Source organism: Sphingobium amiense (assembly GCF_003967075.1).
Classification (GTDB): Bacteria; Pseudomonadota; Alphaproteobacteria; order Sphingomonadales; family Sphingomonadaceae; genus Sphingobium; species Sphingobium amiense.
This window is the reverse complement of the sequence record NZ_AP018666.1, coordinates 79241-95447: the sequence shown is the minus strand read 5'-3', so window position 1 is coordinate 95447 and position 16207 is coordinate 79241. Positions and strand designations below refer to the sequence as shown.

At 62.8% G+C, this 16207-nt stretch carries 19 protein-coding genes; 17 read left to right on the top strand and 2 right to left on the bottom strand.

Going from position 1 to position 16207, the window contains the following annotated elements:
• Nucleotides 1-128 precede the first annotated feature (128 nt).
• Nucleotides 129-578, top strand: coding sequence for a lytic transglycosylase domain-containing protein (locus tag SAMIE_RS23880; protein ID WP_232037496.1), 450 nt, complete (start codon nucleotides 129-131; stop codon nucleotides 576-578).
• On the opposite strand, the gene SAMIE_RS21855 is transcribed toward SAMIE_RS23880, so the two are convergent.
• Together SAMIE_RS21855 and SAMIE_RS21850 are read right to left on the bottom strand one after the other, a co-directional pair.
• On the bottom strand, nucleotides 575-1153 hold the full coding sequence (locus SAMIE_RS21855; protein WP_066967399.1) for a hypothetical protein: 579 nt from the start codon (nucleotides 1151-1153) through the stop codon (nucleotides 575-577). The two genes, SAMIE_RS23880 and SAMIE_RS21855, sit on opposite strands and share 4 nt — an antisense overlap.
• A gap of 101 nt (nucleotides 1154-1254) precedes the next feature.
• Nucleotides 1255-1719, bottom strand: coding sequence for a hypothetical protein (locus tag SAMIE_RS21850; protein WP_066701144.1), 465 nt, complete (start codon nucleotides 1717-1719; stop codon nucleotides 1255-1257).
• Nucleotides 1720-2096: 377 nt separating this feature from the next.
• Between SAMIE_RS21850 and SAMIE_RS21845 the strand changes: the two genes are divergently transcribed.
• The 16 genes from SAMIE_RS21845 (at nucleotide 2097) to SAMIE_RS21770 (ending at nucleotide 16016) form a co-directional block, all read left to right on the top strand.
• The gene (locus SAMIE_RS21845; RefSeq protein WP_066701143.1) at nucleotides 2097-2417 is read left to right on the top strand and encodes a TrbC/VirB2 family protein; all 321 of its coding nucleotides are present in this window, start codon (nucleotides 2097-2099) and stop codon (nucleotides 2415-2417) included.
• Between the two features lie 58 nt (nucleotides 2418-2475).
• The gene (gene traL, locus SAMIE_RS21840) at nucleotides 2476-2766 is read left to right on the top strand and encodes a type IV conjugative transfer system protein TraL (RefSeq protein ID WP_066701142.1); all 291 of its coding nucleotides are present in this window, start codon (nucleotides 2476-2478) and stop codon (nucleotides 2764-2766) included.
• Nucleotide 2767: 1 nt separating this feature from the next.
• Nucleotides 2768-3334, top strand: a complete 567-nt coding sequence (locus SAMIE_RS21835; protein WP_066701141.1) for a type IV conjugative transfer system protein TraE — start codon at nucleotides 2768-2770, stop codon at nucleotides 3332-3334.
• Nucleotides 3334-4143: a type-F conjugative transfer system secretin TraK gene (locus SAMIE_RS21830; RefSeq protein ID WP_066701140.1), complete on the top strand. Its 810-nt coding sequence runs from the start codon at nucleotides 3334-3336 to the stop codon at nucleotides 4141-4143. The genes SAMIE_RS21835 and SAMIE_RS21830 overlap by 1 nt, the downstream gene beginning before the upstream one ends.
• Nucleotide 4144: 1 nt before the next feature.
• The gene (locus SAMIE_RS21825; protein ID WP_066701139.1) at nucleotides 4145-5485 is read left to right on the top strand and encodes a TrbI/VirB10 family protein; all 1341 of its coding nucleotides are present in this window, start codon (nucleotides 4145-4147) and stop codon (nucleotides 5483-5485) included.
• Nucleotides 5472-6350, top strand: coding sequence for a DsbC family protein (locus SAMIE_RS21820; RefSeq protein ID WP_066701138.1), 879 nt, complete (start codon nucleotides 5472-5474; stop codon nucleotides 6348-6350). The genes SAMIE_RS21825 and SAMIE_RS21820 overlap by 14 nt, the downstream gene beginning before the upstream one ends.
• Nucleotides 6347-7342, top strand: a complete 996-nt coding sequence (locus SAMIE_RS21815; RefSeq protein ID WP_066701137.1) for a TraV family lipoprotein — start codon at nucleotides 6347-6349, stop codon at nucleotides 7340-7342. Before SAMIE_RS21820 ends, SAMIE_RS21815 begins: the two co-directional genes overlap by 4 nt.
• 1 nt (nucleotide 7343) lies before the next feature.
• Nucleotides 7344-9935 carry a type IV secretion system protein TraC gene (traC, locus tag SAMIE_RS21810; RefSeq protein WP_066701136.1) on the top strand — a complete coding sequence of 864 codons (2592 nt, stop codon included), beginning with the start codon at nucleotides 7344-7346 and terminating at the stop codon, nucleotides 9933-9935.
• Between the two features lie 5 nt (nucleotides 9936-9940).
• Entirely contained in the window at nucleotides 9941-10300 is a 360-nt protein-coding gene (locus SAMIE_RS21805; RefSeq protein WP_066701135.1) for a hypothetical protein, read from the top strand.
• The gene (locus SAMIE_RS21800) at nucleotides 10293-10967 is read left to right on the top strand and encodes a TrbI F-type domain-containing protein (protein ID WP_066701134.1); all 675 of its coding nucleotides are present in this window, start codon (nucleotides 10293-10295) and stop codon (nucleotides 10965-10967) included. The genes SAMIE_RS21805 and SAMIE_RS21800 overlap by 8 nt, the downstream gene beginning before the upstream one ends.
• Complete coding sequence (locus tag SAMIE_RS21795; RefSeq protein WP_066701133.1) at nucleotides 10948-11484, top strand: S26 family signal peptidase; 537 nt, start codon at nucleotides 10948-10950, stop codon at nucleotides 11482-11484. Before SAMIE_RS21800 ends, SAMIE_RS21795 begins: the two co-directional genes overlap by 20 nt.
• Nucleotides 11485-11549: 65 nt before the next feature.
• Entirely contained in the window at nucleotides 11550-12137 is a 588-nt protein-coding gene (gene traW, locus SAMIE_RS21790) for a type-F conjugative transfer system protein TraW (protein ID WP_232037495.1), read from the top strand.
• Nucleotides 12137-12406, top strand: coding sequence for a hypothetical protein (locus SAMIE_RS21785; protein ID WP_066701131.1), 270 nt, complete (start codon nucleotides 12137-12139; stop codon nucleotides 12404-12406). The genes traW and SAMIE_RS21785 overlap by 1 nt, the downstream gene beginning before the upstream one ends.
• The gene (gene traU, locus SAMIE_RS21780) at nucleotides 12406-13425 is read left to right on the top strand and encodes a conjugal transfer pilus assembly protein TraU (protein ID WP_096367889.1); all 1020 of its coding nucleotides are present in this window, start codon (nucleotides 12406-12408) and stop codon (nucleotides 13423-13425) included. Before SAMIE_RS21785 ends, traU begins: the two co-directional genes overlap by 1 nt.
• A gap of 12 nt (nucleotides 13426-13437) precedes the next feature.
• Nucleotides 13438-14184, top strand: a complete 747-nt coding sequence (gene trbC / locus SAMIE_RS21775; protein ID WP_066701129.1) for a type-F conjugative transfer system pilin assembly protein TrbC — start codon at nucleotides 13438-13440, stop codon at nucleotides 14182-14184.
• A gap of 38 nt (nucleotides 14185-14222) precedes the next feature.
• Complete coding sequence (locus tag SAMIE_RS21770; RefSeq protein ID WP_066701158.1) at nucleotides 14223-16016, top strand: conjugal transfer protein TraN; 1794 nt, start codon at nucleotides 14223-14225, stop codon at nucleotides 16014-16016.
• Nucleotides 16017-16207: the final 191 nt, after the last annotated feature.

Genomic DNA, 16207 nt, shown 5'->3' with positions numbered 1-16207 from the left:
GGATGCGCGAGGGTGTGGTCTTCTCGAGTGTTCCAACGAGTAGTGCGCCGGGCTGCGCCCCAAGCGGCTATCGACCGGCGAGTTTCCTTGATTCCCGCACCGAATATAGACGATCCGGATACTATGAGATGATGAGCAGCATCGCTTGTGAGTACGGCATTCCGGTCGGCCTCTTCGATGCGATGATCATCCGGGAGAGCGGTTACAAGGCAGGGATCTATTCGCCAAAGAACGCTTTCGGATTGACGCAGCTCATGCCCGGCACGGCCGCCGACCTTGGAGTCAATCGCTACGACGTCGAGCAGAATCTGCGAGGCGGGGCGCGATACCTCCGGCAGCAGCTCGATCGCTTCGGACAGGTCCACCTGGCTCTTGCAGCCTATAATGCCGGACCGAGCCGCGTGAGGGACGGGATGCTGCCGCGGATCGCCGAGACCCAGGCCTATGTCGATAACGTGCTTCTAAATTGGCGACGTTTGGCGGCGCTGCCGCCGCGGGCGACGGTCCAGGTCATGTCGGAGCTCGCTGCCGTGCGGCAGCAGCACAGAGCCCGAAGGGTAACAGTTTTTTCGTACTAGGCGAGAAGCGGATCGAGCAAGTCCGTGGCCATCGTCGACATCCACAAGAGCAGGCTGAGGGTGGAAATCTGAGCGAGTTGTACCCGCCGAGCCATCACGGCACTGACCTCCTTGACTAGCTTCTCAACTACCGCTTGTCGTAGCGGCCCGGCCCACTCCTTGCGTACCTCTGTGCCATCCATCCCTTCGATTTCGTCGAGCGCCGCCACGAGCATCGCCGGGAGGCCTTTGAATAACTCGGCGAGCATCACAAGCGAGGTTTGGAAGCGCTCGTCGAGGAAGAGGGCTGGATCACTGTAGGTCTCGATCGCGATCATGGCTTGCACGATGTTGATGTCCAGGGCGGCCAAAACCTGCTGGAGTTCATACACGAACATCGGCGCGCGCTTAGCGGGATCACTGTGAAGTAGGAGACCGAGACGCGTTTTGCTGATGCCGGTCTTCAGCGCCAGCTTGCGTTGGCCTACATTCTGTTCAGACATTGCTTCGAGGATCAGCGGGATGAAGTCCCACTGCTCGACCCTGGCCGGAACGCAGCCATCGTCGGAAGCTTCGATATGGGCAAGCGATGACAAGTCATGGCCCCCTTTTGCACGCAAGGCCTGAAACGAAACACACAGGCAGTGACTTAGCAAGCCTCTGCATTTTGTGCGCCTGCAGCAAAAGCCAGCAGCAACTATCTTAGCGGGACTATCTTCTCGTTACCCAGTTCTTCGCTGATCGCAGATTTTCGTGGCGGATTATCTGTGCCCTCCAATCCCAGTCGCTCAAGAACGCGCGCAGCTTTCTGGCCGACCACGTAGTGGAAGAGCATGATCGAAAGTGTGTCCCCCAAGCTTATTTCGGACCCAAGCCCCTCAGAGATGAGCTTCTTTACTGCATCCAGGCTGTCGGCACTTGATCTGGTGATGGTCAGATCGATTCGAATGTCGCCTGTTGTAGGGATCGCCGACAGATGCTCCCGGATTGTTTCAGGTGCATGGTCCTCCAGCGCACACGGCAACCCGATCCGATCGGAAACCAGATTTCCGAGGGTCTGATAGCACCTGGTTTCGTTCGAACGCAGGCGCAGGCTCTCCGTCGTCAAATTGAAGAAATGCTCCGATATGTCGAGCGCGAGGGTGCACTGATCTCCTGTCATGGCACCTGCACCTGGCTATCCTCCATCCTTAGCTGTGGTTCGATAACGTAGACACGATTAAGCCGGGCTGACGGGATCCCCCCGAATCCGGTTAGCGATTCTAACTTCGCCCGTCATTGATCGCAATTAGAGGCGCGGACGCCGAATCAAAAATTCGTCTGCCCCGAGAAATGGGGCGGCGTGCCCCAGATAGTGGGGCGAGCTGCCCCGCATGCCGGGGCGCGCCGCCCCGGCCATCGGGGCAGGGTCCGATCAGACTCACATAAAATTCGTTTGCGAGACCGTGCCGTCGGGAACTGCGTTGCCGCCGATCGCTCGCCGGGACCACCCTTCAATTGGGCGCGGGTCAGTCGCGTTCCGTTTGAAGGGAAACTCTCATGCAGTCTGTCATAAAGTACAGCGGTCGTGCGGAGCTGGCGATCTTCGCTTTGGTCGCACTCGCGTTCGCGCTCCTGCTCTTTGCCGGCCCGGCCCTCGCCGGTGCCGACACGACGTTCGATACGGCGCTCACGAAGTTCACCGACTTCCTCGAAGGGTCGGGCGGCAAGATCATCACCGTCCTGTCGCTCGCGGGCGGCATCGTCGCGTTGGCCTCAGGCCGCTTCTCGATGGGCCAGATCGCCATTCCTGTCGGCGTCGGTGTGGGTGCCGGGACCGGCATTCCGATCGTCACCTCCACCGTCACGGCAACAATCTGAACAGTCCAAGGGTCGGCCGGAATAGCAGATCCGGTCGGCCTGCGGGGAGGGTGGTGATATGGCCGCGGACAAGTACGTCGTTCCGTCTCATCTGGATGATCCCGAGCTAATCGGGCTGTGGACGCTGGATGAGTTCCTAGCGATGGTTTTGCCATTCGTCTGGGGTATCCTGTCTCAGCATATTCTCATTGGCATGTTGCTTGCGGGCGCAGGCTGGTGGGGACTGAAGAAGGCTAAGGCAGGACGGGCGATCTCCTGGCTGCTTCACATGGCCTACTGGCATCTTCCGGCCGGCTTCACCGGCATGAAGGCCACACCGCCCTCCTATCTCCGGCTGATGGCGGGCTGAGATGGAAATCTCCTACACCCACGCTCAAAGCCAGCGGGTCCTGAAGCAGCGCAACCTGCTTGTGATCGTCGCCGGCGTCCTTGGCAGCCTGTGCGCCATCCTCGGTCTTGTGACAGTCACGCGCGACAGGGAGATTGTCCTTCAACCGATCCTGGCATCGCCGTTGGTCGTGAACTCTTCAGGTGTCTCGCGGCAGTATCTCGAGCTGGTCACCCGCGACACCGCGGTGCTGACGCTCGATCGCAGCCCGGCGAATCTCGAATACTGGATGAAGTCGGTACTCGATATCACCGCGCCCAGCGCGCAAGGAAAGATCCGCGCCGACCTGATGAAGATCGTCAACGAGCAGCGCGGCTCGTCGATCGCCCAGTTCTTCACCATCCAGACTATGGAGCTGGATACGAAGAATCTGCGGTCGACCGTCACCGGCGACCTGCACACGATCGTCGGCAACAAGGTCGTCTCCAGCGAGCGCCGCTCCTTCCGCTTCGATTGGCAATATTCCGGACTGTCCCTGAAGCTCGTGGGCTTCGGAATGGTGACGACCGGCAAGGAAAAGGATCAGTGATGTCGGTCTACATCATCGGCAGCGCCGCGACCGGCGCGGTCTTCCTGTCGCGCTATTATTGCATCGTGAGCCGGATGATCGGCGTTGCCCTAGTCGCCGTGAGCTTCTTCCTCATCACCTCCCCGGCTTGGGCGGACCAGACGGTGATGGCAGCCGACGGCAGCCAGGTTGATTGCGCAGCGTCGGCAAAGGATCTCACCAGGATCAGCTTGGTCGAGGACGAGTTTGCGTCGGTCTCGAAGATCTCGACCGGCAATCCGCAGGATGACTTTTCCGTCGTCAACGAACCGGTGCGGGGAGACATCTACCTCTCGGTGCCGGAGGGCTTCGCGCGCCCGGCGCTTTCGTTCTTTGCGACCAGCAAGCGCGGCTACGTCTACAAGATCGTGTGCCGGATCGCCGGCGAGCAGGCCGTGCAGCTCTTCATCTCCAATCCGGCGATCGCGAAGGCCAACGTGGAGGAGAATGGGGCGCCCCAGGCGGTGGTTGCAACCAGCCCGCAGGAAGCGGCGGTCGTCCTCATCCAGGCGATGTATTCAAACAGCGTCGCCGATGGCTACGAGATGCGCCAGCGCACTCTGCGGCCGGTCTATGTCGGCAATCTCAAGGTCCAGATGATCGCTGAATATCGGGGGTCGGAACTGACCGGCCGCGTGCTGCGCATAGAGAATCGCGGCGGGGAAGCCGTCACGCTGACGGAGAGCACGGTCGCGCCGAGCAGTGCGCTCGCCGTGTCGATCGCCGAGCCGAAGCTGGAACCTGGGAAGGTCACCACGGCCTACCTCGTCTCACAAACCGGGAGGCAGTGACATGGCCTGGAATGACTTCCTAAAACGCAATCGTGAGCCGTTGGATGGCAGCGATACTGAGGGCGTCTCGCCCATCTCGGCCGACCTGTCCGCGAACGAAAGCATCCGAAAAAAGCAGCGCATGCTGCTCGCCGGGGTCGCCGGCGTCGGCCTGGTGGCATCGTCCTTCTGGATCTTCGGCGGCGACGAGAAGGCGACCGGTACGAACGACGACGGGACCGCGAAGGTCGAGGTGTCGACCAAGGACATGGTCAACAAGAATCTCAACCAGCAGGAGTGGATGGCGCTCTCCGAAAACCAGATGCAATCGGTCGAGAATCAACTGAAATCGGTCAACGGCCAGCAGCAACGCCTGGACCAGCTTTCGCAGCAGGTCGAACTGCTCAAGGGGGAAAATCAGGCGATGCGGGCGGACGGCTCGCGCGTCCTCTCGGCTTATCAGCAAGAGAATGAGGCGCTGCGCCGACAGGTGGCTTCCGCCCGAACTACGCCGGCGCCAGCGCCCGCGACCGGGCCGGGCGCGATGTACGGGCCCAACGGGACCCAGGCCTATCAGCGTCCGGATGGGCCGAACGCGTCTGCCAATGGTCGCCCGATGCCGATGGGAGGCGCCGCCGAGGTCAAGCTGGTCAGTTTCCAGACCGCAGATGCCGGCAATGCCACGCGCGTCGCTAAGGGAACGACCACCTTCAGCGACAGCATCAACTATCTGCCGCCCAACAGCTTCGCCAGTGCCAAGGTCATAGTCGGCGTTGACGCGAGCGCCGGCGTCAACAGCCAGACCGACCCCTTGCCGGTCGTGCTTCGCGTCACTGGCCCGGCCCGTTCCGTCTATCAGAACGGGCGCCTCCTAACGACCAAGATCGAAGGCTGCCTCGTGAACGGTGCCGCCCGCGGCGAGCTCTCGAGCGAGAAGGTCTACGTCAAACTGCAAAAGATGACGTGCCCGCAGCCTGGCGGGCGCTACGCCGTCTCCGAGGTCAAGGGGTTCATCGCCTTTGGCGGCAAGACAGGGGTGCGCGGCCGAGTGGTCAGCCGGGAAGGCTCGCTTGCCATGCAGGCGTTTCTGGCCGGTCTGGTCAGTGGTGGCGGCAACGCTCTCAACACCGCTTTCAATCAGCCGCTCGCCAGCATCAGCACCGACGGGGAGGGGGGCGTCAACCGCACGCCCAACTTCGGCAGCGTCGGCCTGCGCGCGCTCGGCGGCGGTGCCGCGGAATCGGGCAAGGACGTCTCGAAATATCTGATCGAGCGGGCCGAGCAATATCAGCCCGTGATCGAGATGCCGACCGGCATCGATGTCGAAATCGTTTTCCTGGAGGGTGTCTATGTCCGCAATTGATCGTCTGCGAAAGCTGCGCGCGTTCGCTCGCCCGGCGCCGATTGTAGCGGCCGCTGCCGCGCTCGGCGTTGCCGGAATCGCTCTTGCAGCCGATGTCGCCGGCAAGGATGACGCCAAGGTCAGCCTGCTCCTGAAGACCAGGCTTCCGAAGACGCCGATCAACAAGCTCGATTGCGATAAGATCGACGGGCTGTGCGAAGTCACCTCGGGCGCGAACCTCTTCTACGTCAATCATGGCGCGCGCTATCTGATCATCGGTCGTGTCTACGATATGGAGACGCGCCAAGACCTGACCGCGGCGCGGCTGCTCGAGATCAATCCGGACATGCTGGTGGGCGGGGCCGCCAAGGCGAACGCCGCGGTATCCGATGACGGCGAGGCTGGCGAAATCGCAGCGACGGCGCGCGGTGTCGGCAAGACATCCGCGCCGGTCCGCCCCGTCTCGCTCAACCTGTCTGGGCTTCCGGCCGACGGGGCCATTGTCTGGGGCAACCGGTCGGCCAAACAGAGCATCACCATCTTCACGGACTTCCGTTGCGGTTATTGCAGGGCGCTCGCCAGCGTCTTGCGCGGCATGGATGTGAAGGTGGTCGAGCGTCCGATCTCGGTCCTCGGTAGCCGCGACATCGCCGACCGCGTCTATTGCTCCAAAAACCAGGAACAGGCGCTGCATGCCGCCTATGCCGGTGAGCCATTCAAAGCGCCGGCGAGCTGCGACACCAAGGGGCTCGATGCAAACGAGCGCTTCGCGCGCGAGCATGGGCTTAATGCGACGCCAATCATCGTTCGGGGTGATGGCGCCGTCCTGGAAGGATATCGGCCCAAGGAGTTTCTCGAGGCCTGGCTGCAGGGGACGCGGTCGTGACGGCGCGGCACGCCCTGTCGCTGCGCGGCTGCGCGATCGCCGCTCTGTCCCTGCTTGGCGGGTGCGCCACGTTCGGCAGCAATGTGAAGGGAAGTTTTTCCTGTAAAGCGCCCGATGGCATCTGCGCGCCATCGTCCTCGATCGACGATCGAGCACTCGCGATGATCACCGGAGAGGGCACTGTCGAGCGTTCATCGCCGGCCAGCAGCGGGCCGGCCAGGCAGTCTGCACCCAGATCCTCGCACATCGCCTTTTTAGGACAAGCGCCGGCACCTCAGATCGATGCGCGCCGTACCCAGGAGCGCGTGCTGCGCATTGTCTTTCAGCCATATATCGATGAGCGTGGCCGCCTTCATGAGGTGACGGCAGTCCATGCCGTGGTGCAAAGCGGGGAATGGCAACAACAATTCCTCGTCAATGCAACAGCGATACCGGACCGAGATGCGATTGTCGCTGCTGAGCAGCCGGAATCGCTCGCCGAAGCGGTCGATCGAGCGGAACTGGCAAGCCGAGCGACGGGCGGCGTCGACCCCAATCTACCCGATCCTGCGGCCGTCGCGGCAGCCCGCGCCCGTGCAGCCGACCCGGTCAAAGCGATCAAGGACGATGTTGCGACCCGTCTAGCCCCCAAGGCGGGCCGCACACCGACGCCCCCGGCCACTAACGTCTCCTCCAGGCGCGCGGAATCGCGCAGCGTCGAGGGAGCAGTGCCGGGGGCGCCGACTATCGAAGCGAAGGTGCCGCCGCTCGCAACGGCAGACAAAGCCTCGGCCGGGACCGCCCCGGCGCCGGAGGGCGCAGACAGTGCGACCGCGATCGGCGAAGCAATCACGCGGGTGAGAGGCTCTACCGAATACCAGGCGCGCTCGGCTCAGGCAGCGAGCGACGCGAAGGCAGCAGCTCTGACCGGATCGACGCCGACACCCGAGCCCAAGACGAAGCCCACCGTGCGCGCGGCGAACTTCCCGGCCGCTGCTCCAGAGGAAAATTGAGATGGCGAGCGGCTTCCTCGATGAGTTGCTGTCCGGTATCTTCGGCGACAGCAAGCGACCGGACACCCAGCGGCCGGACCTGGTGGTCCCGATGCTTGCGCATTGGCTCCCTTATCGAAGCTTCGACCCGAAGACCGGTATCTTCTACAATAGCGCCTCGCGCGGCTTCGTGATCGAGGCCGCGCCGCTGGTCGGCGCGGACGAGCGGACGGGTGAGATCCTGGCGCAGTTCCTGTCCGAAGGCATTCCCGCGCCCGGCTGCCTTCAGATTCACCAATGGATGTCGCCGCGCATCGGCGAGCAGCTCTCGAAATGGTATCTGCCCCGCTACTCGGCGCGCGGCGTTTACGAACGGATGGCCAAGCACCGGGTCGACTTCCTGACGGACGGCGTCTGGAATTCGCTTTCAGCCGACGCGCCGTTTTGCCTTCGCCATCATCGGGTCGCGATATCCTACTCGACGCCGGAGTCCTCAAACATCACGATCGAGCAGATCGTATCGCTCATGGACGGGCTGATCTCGGCTCTTCAATCGGTGAACGTATCCGCCCGCAAGATGGACCCGGTCGCGCTCATCGGCTGGATCGACGATATCACGTCGCCGACCACCGCCGCTGGCGACGATGCGGTGAGCTACAACCCTCTCGACCCGATCGCCGATCAGGCGATCCGAAGGGATATCGAGCTGCATATCGAGCCGGACCGCATGTTGCTGCGGACCGAGCGCTTCCGGCCGACCGGAAAAACGCTGAAGGGCGCGCCGGAGATCGGGGAGATCTACCCCGACGTGTTCGATGTGCGCTCCTTCTCGGTGCGCAACCTGCCCACGCGCTGGGCGCCATGGGACGTAACCCGGCTGATCGGCGACATCTTTACCGACAAGCTGCGCATGCCATGCCCCGTATCGACCAACCTGTGCATCGAGTTCCCGGACCCGCAGGCGTCGACCAACAAGGCCAGCTACAAGTTCATGCGAACGACCAGCCTGGCCGATTCCAAATCGTCCCGCTTCCTGCCGCAGCTCCGCGAGCAGTCGCAGGAGTGGCGACACGTCAATGAAGAGATCCGGCAGGGCAGGAAGCTCGTGCGCGTGTTCTTCAGCGTCACGTCGTTCTCGCCGAAAGGGCAGGGCGACAGCAACGAGCGAGTGCTGAAGTCGGTCTACCGTGCGGCGGGCTGGGATCTTCTCGATGACCGCTACCTGCAGGTGATGGGTCTGTTGTGCGCGATGCCCATGACGATGGCCAATGGCCTGTCAAAGGATCTCGAGCGCATGAAGCGGATGCGCACTCTGCTCACGACGACGGCCGCAAATCTCGCGCCGCTGCAGGGGGAATATCTCGGCGGAAGCATTCCCCACCTGCTGCTGATCGGCCGGCGCGGACAGCCCTTCTTCTGGAGCCCCTTCGAGAATGCCGCCGGCAATCACAACGTCGCCGTGTTCGGCAAATCGGGCTCCGGCAAGTCGGTCGCGCTGCAGGAATTATGCGGCTCGCTCTGCGGTGCCGGCGCGCGAGTGGTCGTGATCGACGACGGGCGTTCGTTCGAGCATTCGGCCAAACTTCAGGGCGGCGCCTTTGTCGAGTTCACCATGAGCTCGGGCTTCTGTCTCAATCCCTTCTCGATGATCGACGAGGCCCAGGCCGCCGAAGACGAGGACTATCTCCTCGACTGCATGGCAATGCTGAAGGCCATCATCAATCAGATGTCCCGGCATATCAACCTGCTCGACGACACCGAGCGCGGGCTGATCGACGGTGCCGTGAACCAGGTCTGGGAGGCGCACGGCAGCCGCGGCTCGATCGATCTTGTCATCGAGGCGCTCGAGGCAACCGGAAACGGGCTGGCCGCGAACCTTGCGATCGCGATGCGGCCCTTCTCGTCGGGCGGCACCTACGGCCGCTTCTTTCAGGGCGAGGTCTCGTTCGAACTTTCGGCCCAGCTCACGGTCTTCGAGCTCTCCGATCTGTCTGCCCGTGAGGAGCTGCGCAGCGTCGTCCTGACGGCGATCATGTTCATGTCGCAGCAGATGATGCGCAAGCTGGATCGTTCGATCCCGAAAGCGCTACTCCTCGACGAAGCATGGCAGATGCTCCGCGGCGGGGCGATGGCCGATTTCATCGAGACCTACGCGCGTACCTGCCGGAAATATGGCGCATCGCTGGTCACGGCGACGCAATCGCTGAACGACTATTACAAATCGGCCGGATCGGTCGCGGCGCTCGAAAATTCCGACTGGTTCGTGATCCTCCAGCAAAAGCCGGAGACGATCGCAGACTTCAAGAAGCATGACCGCTTCGAGATGGACGATCACACCGATGCGCTGTTGCGATCCTTGAAGCGCAACGGCTTCGAATATTCGGACATCATGATCAAAGGGCCCGACACCCTCGCTGTCGGCCGCCTGGTCCTCGACCCCTATTCCGCAGCGCTGTTCTCCTCGAGTCCGAAGACTTTTGCGGCGATCGACGCTCTGATCGCCGAGGGCCTCAGCATGGACGAGGCGATCGAGCGGATCGCGTTTCCGAACAATCCCGAAAAGTGGGTCAGCAATCTCGTCCCGGAGGACGAGATCGCGATCGCGGCGGAGTAGCAGGGATGGCGACGCATCCGGTCCCGACCACCGCCCGGCGATACATCGGGTTCACGCGCCATGAATGGCAGACCATGCTTCATTTCCTGCTGCATGGGCTCGGCTTTGTCGCGTCGACGATGCTCATCACCTGGGGCCTCTTCTGCCTCTTCTTCCTCGCGATCGGCGGCTTCTCGTTCGATGGTTTCGTCCATCAGCTCAATAATTTCACGACGCGCTACGTTGCCGCGGACCCGGCGCGCACCGCCGCCTTCCTCAACATGTTCGCGATCGCGCACATGATCCTTTCCACCGCCGTCGTCGCTCTTCGCGCCAATCGCATCCTTCCGCAGCGTGCGGATGAGGGAGTTCCGCCTCATGGCTGACCAACCCCAACTCGACCTTCCTCCCCCTTCCGCGCCTGAGACCCGAGCAGCGAAGCGCAGGGTCGGTTTTGGCGGCTTCACGCGCGTCCAGATGCTGATCCTGTTGCTGCTCGTCGCTGCGATCATCTGGGGAATGTGGGTGACGCGGGCACTGACCCAGTCGAAACAAGACCATATCGTTTCGGCACGGTTGTCGGCGCTGGTCGGCGACTATGTCGAGGCACAGCGCTTCTCAGGCTCGCCGCCCGACCGCGTGCGCGCCGAGATGCAGGCGTTCATGTCCTCGCTCGACAAGGAACTGCAGCGCAGGAGCCAAGACGGCCAGATCGTGCTTGTCGGTGAAGCCGTGCTCACCAAGAACGTGCCGGACATCACCGACAGCCTGAAAATGGCGGTCTTTGCCTCGGGCGTTCCCGAACCCAAGCGTATGTCCGTCGAGGAATTGCAGCGGATGCAGGAGCTCTCGGCTGCCCAATCGGCGCTGGCCGCCTCGCGTGCAGCACCGCTGGCGGCGCCGGGGGCAACCATCGATCCGATGGCTGGCGTCCCCGGCGCCAGCCCTCAGGTGCCCGCGGGCCAGGCTTTTCCGGCCCAGCCAATCCCGCCGCAGATTCCCGGTGCGTCCGTCTCGACGTTCGGAGGACCTGATGGCAACGGCGGCCAATAGGGTGGAAGCCCTGCGTTGGCGTCCCCGCACGCGCATGTGGGGGATGCTGGCGGTGGCCGTCGCCGGGACGCTTGGCTTCGGCGCGATCGGCGAATGGCGTGATGGCCACGCCCTTTTGATCAACACGACGGACTCGCTCCCGAATTGGGCGTTTCTCATCCAGCGCCACAAGCTGCCGGCACGCGGCGACTATGTGTTCTTCGATCCGCCGCCCGGCGAGCTCCTCCGCCGCCATTTCGGCGCGAAGCCACAGATGTTCGGGAAGATCGCCTACGGCGTGCCCGGCGACATCATCAGCCATATCGGCCGGACGGTCGCCGTGAATGGTCACCCGGTCGCGCAGATGAAGCCCTTCACACGCTTCGGCGAGCCGCTGACTCCTGGCGCCACCGGACGGGTGCCGGCCGGATGCTATTTCGCGGCGACGCCTCACAAGGACGGCTTCGACAGCCGTTACGGCGAAATTGGCTTCGTCTGCGGGCGCCAGATCATTGGGACAGGGGAGCCAATCCTATGAGGATGCTTGTCACGAGCTGCGTGTGCGCGGTTGCGGCGCTAGGCGCGGCGCTCGTCTTTCCCCCGATGCGGTCGGAAGCGAAGGATTATGGCCAGGCGGCACAGGCATTTCCGGTGATCGAGCCGGATCTGCTTTCGACGATCGAAGCCCGACTGCGCAGGGCCGAGGCGAGTGGCGAACTCGCGCGCACCAATGAGATGTTTGCCAAGCGCGTCGAGGCGAAGGTTCGGCGTCCTGATCCCGTGGCGGGGATAACCGCGGCGCGAGCGGCCCGAAGCTGGGACTTCGATCCTTCGGTCATGATGGAGCGCGACATTCGCGATCAGAAAGGAAACCTGATCGCCGCGGCCGGCCAGCGTATCAATCCGCTCGACTTCGTCTCGGTCCGACAGGACCTCGTCTTCATCGATGGTGACGACCCCGCGCAGACGGCGTGGGCCATCGAGCATTACTCCGACATCAAGGCCAAGATCATCCTGGTCAATGGCTCGCCGGTCGAGCTGATGACCGCGAAAAAGCGGCGTTTCTATTTCGACCAGGCAGGCAAGCTCACGACCCGGTTCGGCATCGAGCACACACCGGCAATCGTCACCCAGGCCGGCAGGGTGATGCGCGTGTCCGAAGTCGCGCTCAAGCCCGGAAAAACAGGCTGATGCCACCTTGGCTAGACATGCTTCGCACGCCGATGGCGGCCCCCGAGACCGGCGCGCTGCGACGTCTGCGCCTGATTTGGCAGATGCTTTGTCTGATGCTCGGCGCCGCGATTATTGGCCTGCAGCCGCTATCGCTCGCCTTCGGGCGGGCGGCGCCATGCGCGATCGCAGTACTTCTGCTTGCCAATATCTGCACGACCGCCGTCTACCTCGCGCGGAAGCATCGCGCCGACACCTCATTTCTGGAAGCAAGCGGGGAGGAGCAATGATGCATAGCGCGCGATGGGCTCTGCGGCTCCTCCTGACGATGATCGCCGCCTTCATTCTCGCGCCGAGCGCTCAGGCCGCGGGACCGACCTGTCACGGGAAGTTCGTCAACCCGATCACCGATGTCTGTTGGTCGTGCCTCTTCCCGCTGTCGGTGGGCGGCCTCAAGATCTGGCCGAGCGGCCGGCCGGATACAGCCAATCCGGCTTCGCCTATTTGCGCCTGCGGCAGCCCCATTCCTCGGATCGGTATCTCCGTCGGTTTCTGGGAACCAGCGCGCCTCGCGGACGTGACCATGAAGCCTTGGTGCTTTCCGAACCTTGGTGGTATCCGCATCGCACCCGGCTTCGACATCGGACAGGGCTATTTGGCCGGCCCGTCGATGGTGGGCGGCCGCTCCCAGAGCACGGCCAAATGGCACGTCCATTGGTATGTGTACCCGCTCCTCTACTGGATGGAAATCCTGACCGACTTCGTCTGCTTCGAGCAGGCAAGTTTCGATATCGCGTACATGACCGAGATCGACCCGCTCTGGCAGGACGACTCGCTGACAGCACTTATCAACCCGGAAGCCATCGTTTTTGCCAATCCGATCGCCCAGGTTGCCTGCGCCGGAGACTGCATCGCCGGCACCGCCCATTTGCCGCTCGATCCGCTATTCTGGTGCGCTGGCTGCCAGGGCAGCATGTATCCGCTCAATGGAAACGTGCCGTCGTCGATCGGCCACGTTCAGTCCTCGCGGCTCGCGCTGTCGCGCTTTGCGTACAAGATGCACCGCGAGGCGCTGGCGTGGGGAACGATGGGGTCGGCGGGCCTCTGCAAGAAGTACCTCATGCCGATCATGCGGAAGCAGCAATACCGCTTTCAGATGGTCAATCCGATCCCGACCGTGAGCGGTCGCTTCGCTTGCTCCGCGATCGGGGCATCCACCATGCCGCCCGACGCAGGCCGCGCCTATCCCGCCGGTGGCGAGGACATGGGCTACCTGGTCTGGCGCAAACGCAACTGCTGCGTTCTCTAGGGGGGCCTTTCGATGCGCGGATATCTTTGGGCTTCTACTGCTGTTCTCGGCATCGCCAGCATATCGGCGGTGCTTGCGCAGAGCGTCGATGGGATCGACGTTCAGGCGATCAAGAAGCGCTCAGCCGAGCTTCAGGCTGATGCCGAGGCGTTCGTCAATCAGGTGAAGGACAGGGGTGATGCGTTCCGCGAGGAGGCGGCCAATGTGAATGACGGTGGCATGGCCAACATGCAGCGCGTTGCGAAGACCGATCTGCCCAAGGGGCCCGCTGGTCCGGTCGACTTCGACGAAATCGTAGCGGGCGCCGCGTCGAACGCGACGGTGGGGAAGGGCGAAGCACCCCAGTTCATAGTGTTTGCCAGCCTGTCGATGCCGCCACAGGCGCTCAAGCAATTGATCGGCGATACCGCGCGCGCGGGCGGTGTGGTCGTCTTCCGGGGCTTTCCGAACAATTCGATGAAGGAGTTTTCGTCCGCCCTCGGGAAGATCGTGACCCGGCAGGACGATTTCGCCAATGTCGGTATTGATCCGCGCCTCTTCCGCGCTTTCGACGTCCAAGCTGTTCCGACCTATATCGCCGTCTCGTCCGATTTCGACCTTTGCGCCGGTTTCTCGTGCCAGACCAAGGTTCCGCCCCACGACCGTCTCATTGGCAACGTCTCGGTTGAATATGCGCTCGAGCAGTTTGCCGAGGGGAATGGCCCGGGTGCCCGCGTCGCCGCCGTTGGGCTCTCCAACATGCGCAAGGTCAATCGGTGAGGTCGATCCCCGCCTCGGCTGCGCTCGTTGTCGCGCTGATGGTCGTAACGCCGGCGCTGGCGCAAACGACCGTCGAGGAGGCGCGGGAGCAGGGCAAGGAGCTCGGCACCCAGAAGCGCAACGATCCGACGCTCGTACCGTCGAGTGACGCCCAGGCGGCAGCGGTCCCCGGCTATTCCGGCCCGAGCCTGCCCGAAGGTTCCTATTTCGACGATCCCGAGCGACTTGAGGCGGCCGGTCAATCGGCGAAGTCCTCGAACGAGCAATATCGCATCACGACGGACGCCGATCGGACGCGCGCGACGTTCAGCAATTCGGAGATCTTGGCGGCCACGCAGAGGGCGACGTCGGTTGAGAACGATCCATCCACCTATCTGGCCGGTGAAGATTATAGCGGCGGTGGCGGGTCTTGTGTGCCGTTGCCACCGGCGGTTGGGAACGCAGGCTACTACGAAGCGACCTGCAATCAGGGCACGAAGATCGAGGACCAGCCGCGCTCCTGCTCGATCACGATGGTGCCGGAGACGACGACGGTCGACGCCTTCAAATTCTTTGTGGTTCCCAACAGCGCCTACGGCACCCCGTTCGCACGGTACGATTCGATGGCGCCGCATATAACGGCCGGGACATGCCGTCCGACTGGCGTGGTGATGCAGGCGTGCGCCGCCCATCGCATCTACGGCGTTTCGACGAACAAATTTTGCGACGATTACAACGCCACCGAATATGTTTGCTCCCAGGACCTGACGGGAATTGCCTTCCTCCCTAGCCCGATTACCGGACGGGATTGGCATGCCAAAACGACCGACACGCAGGTCACCGTCAAGAGGGCCGACGGCTGTGGACCTCTTACAGCGGATGCCATGTGCATGGCCGATCCTGCGGGGGAGATTTGCACCGAGGGCCCGGAGACCCGCGTCATCAATGGGGTGCCGATAACCCAGGCATGCTGGGCGTGGAAAAGAGACTTCACCTGCCACACGCTGACTCCCGCCAGCGACTGCGGCGACCTCGAGAGCAATCGGGCCTGCACCTATTTGCGGACCGAATGCCTTGATGACGAACCGAACGGCGGCGCATGTCAGGTCGAAAACCGGGTTTATAAATGCCCGACGCCCTTGAGTGGGACCAGCGACGCACCGCAATATATTTGCGGCGACGATGTCTACTGCATCAACGGTGATTGCGAGCCGATCGTTCGCGAGGCGTCGACCGAATTCAAGGATGCGCTCGTCGCCTTGCATTCGATCGACCAGGCCGGTGAGGAGTTCGACGAGACCAATTTCACGGTCTTCAAGGGCAATCGCGAGACCTGTCACAAGCCGGTGTTCGGGCTCATCAACTGCTGCGCCGGCAAAACGTCAGGCCTGCTGACGGTCGGTGCAGGCGCAGCCGCACTGGCCGGCGGGCCTGCGGCGATCGCCGCGTTGGCGACGCCCTTCCTGACCCTGTTCGCTTGTTCGCAGGACGAGATGAAGCTCGACATCAAGGATCGGATGGGTCTGTGCCACAATCTCGGAACCTATTGCTCATCGAAGATCCTCGGCATCTGCACAACGAAGCGGACCGCCTATTGCTGCTTTGAAAGCAAGCTCAGCCGCGTGCTTCAGGAACAGGGCCGGCCACAGCTCGGCAAGCCTTGGGGGAGCGCCAAAAAGGAAACGTGTCAGGGCTTCACCGTCGACGAATTTGCCCGCCTCGACCTCTCCGTCATGAATTTCACCGAGGTGTATGCGGACTTCATGGATGCGGCGAAGCTGCCTGACGAAGTCCAGACGATGACGGACATCCAGGCGAAAATTCAGTCCTACTACGACCTCCACGGAAAATGAGGCGGGTCAGATGTGCACCACGCCGGGGGGAGGCCGTCCGAAGCCAGAAAGTCAGGGAGAATGATCATGTCGATGCCGCTTCTTGAGCTGCCCGTCATCGCGGCAGCGCTGCTGCTTCAGCCAGCGCACGAGAGCCCGTCGCCGCGCCCGCCGTGCGCCTCCCGGCACGCCGCAACGGTGGCCGATTGCTG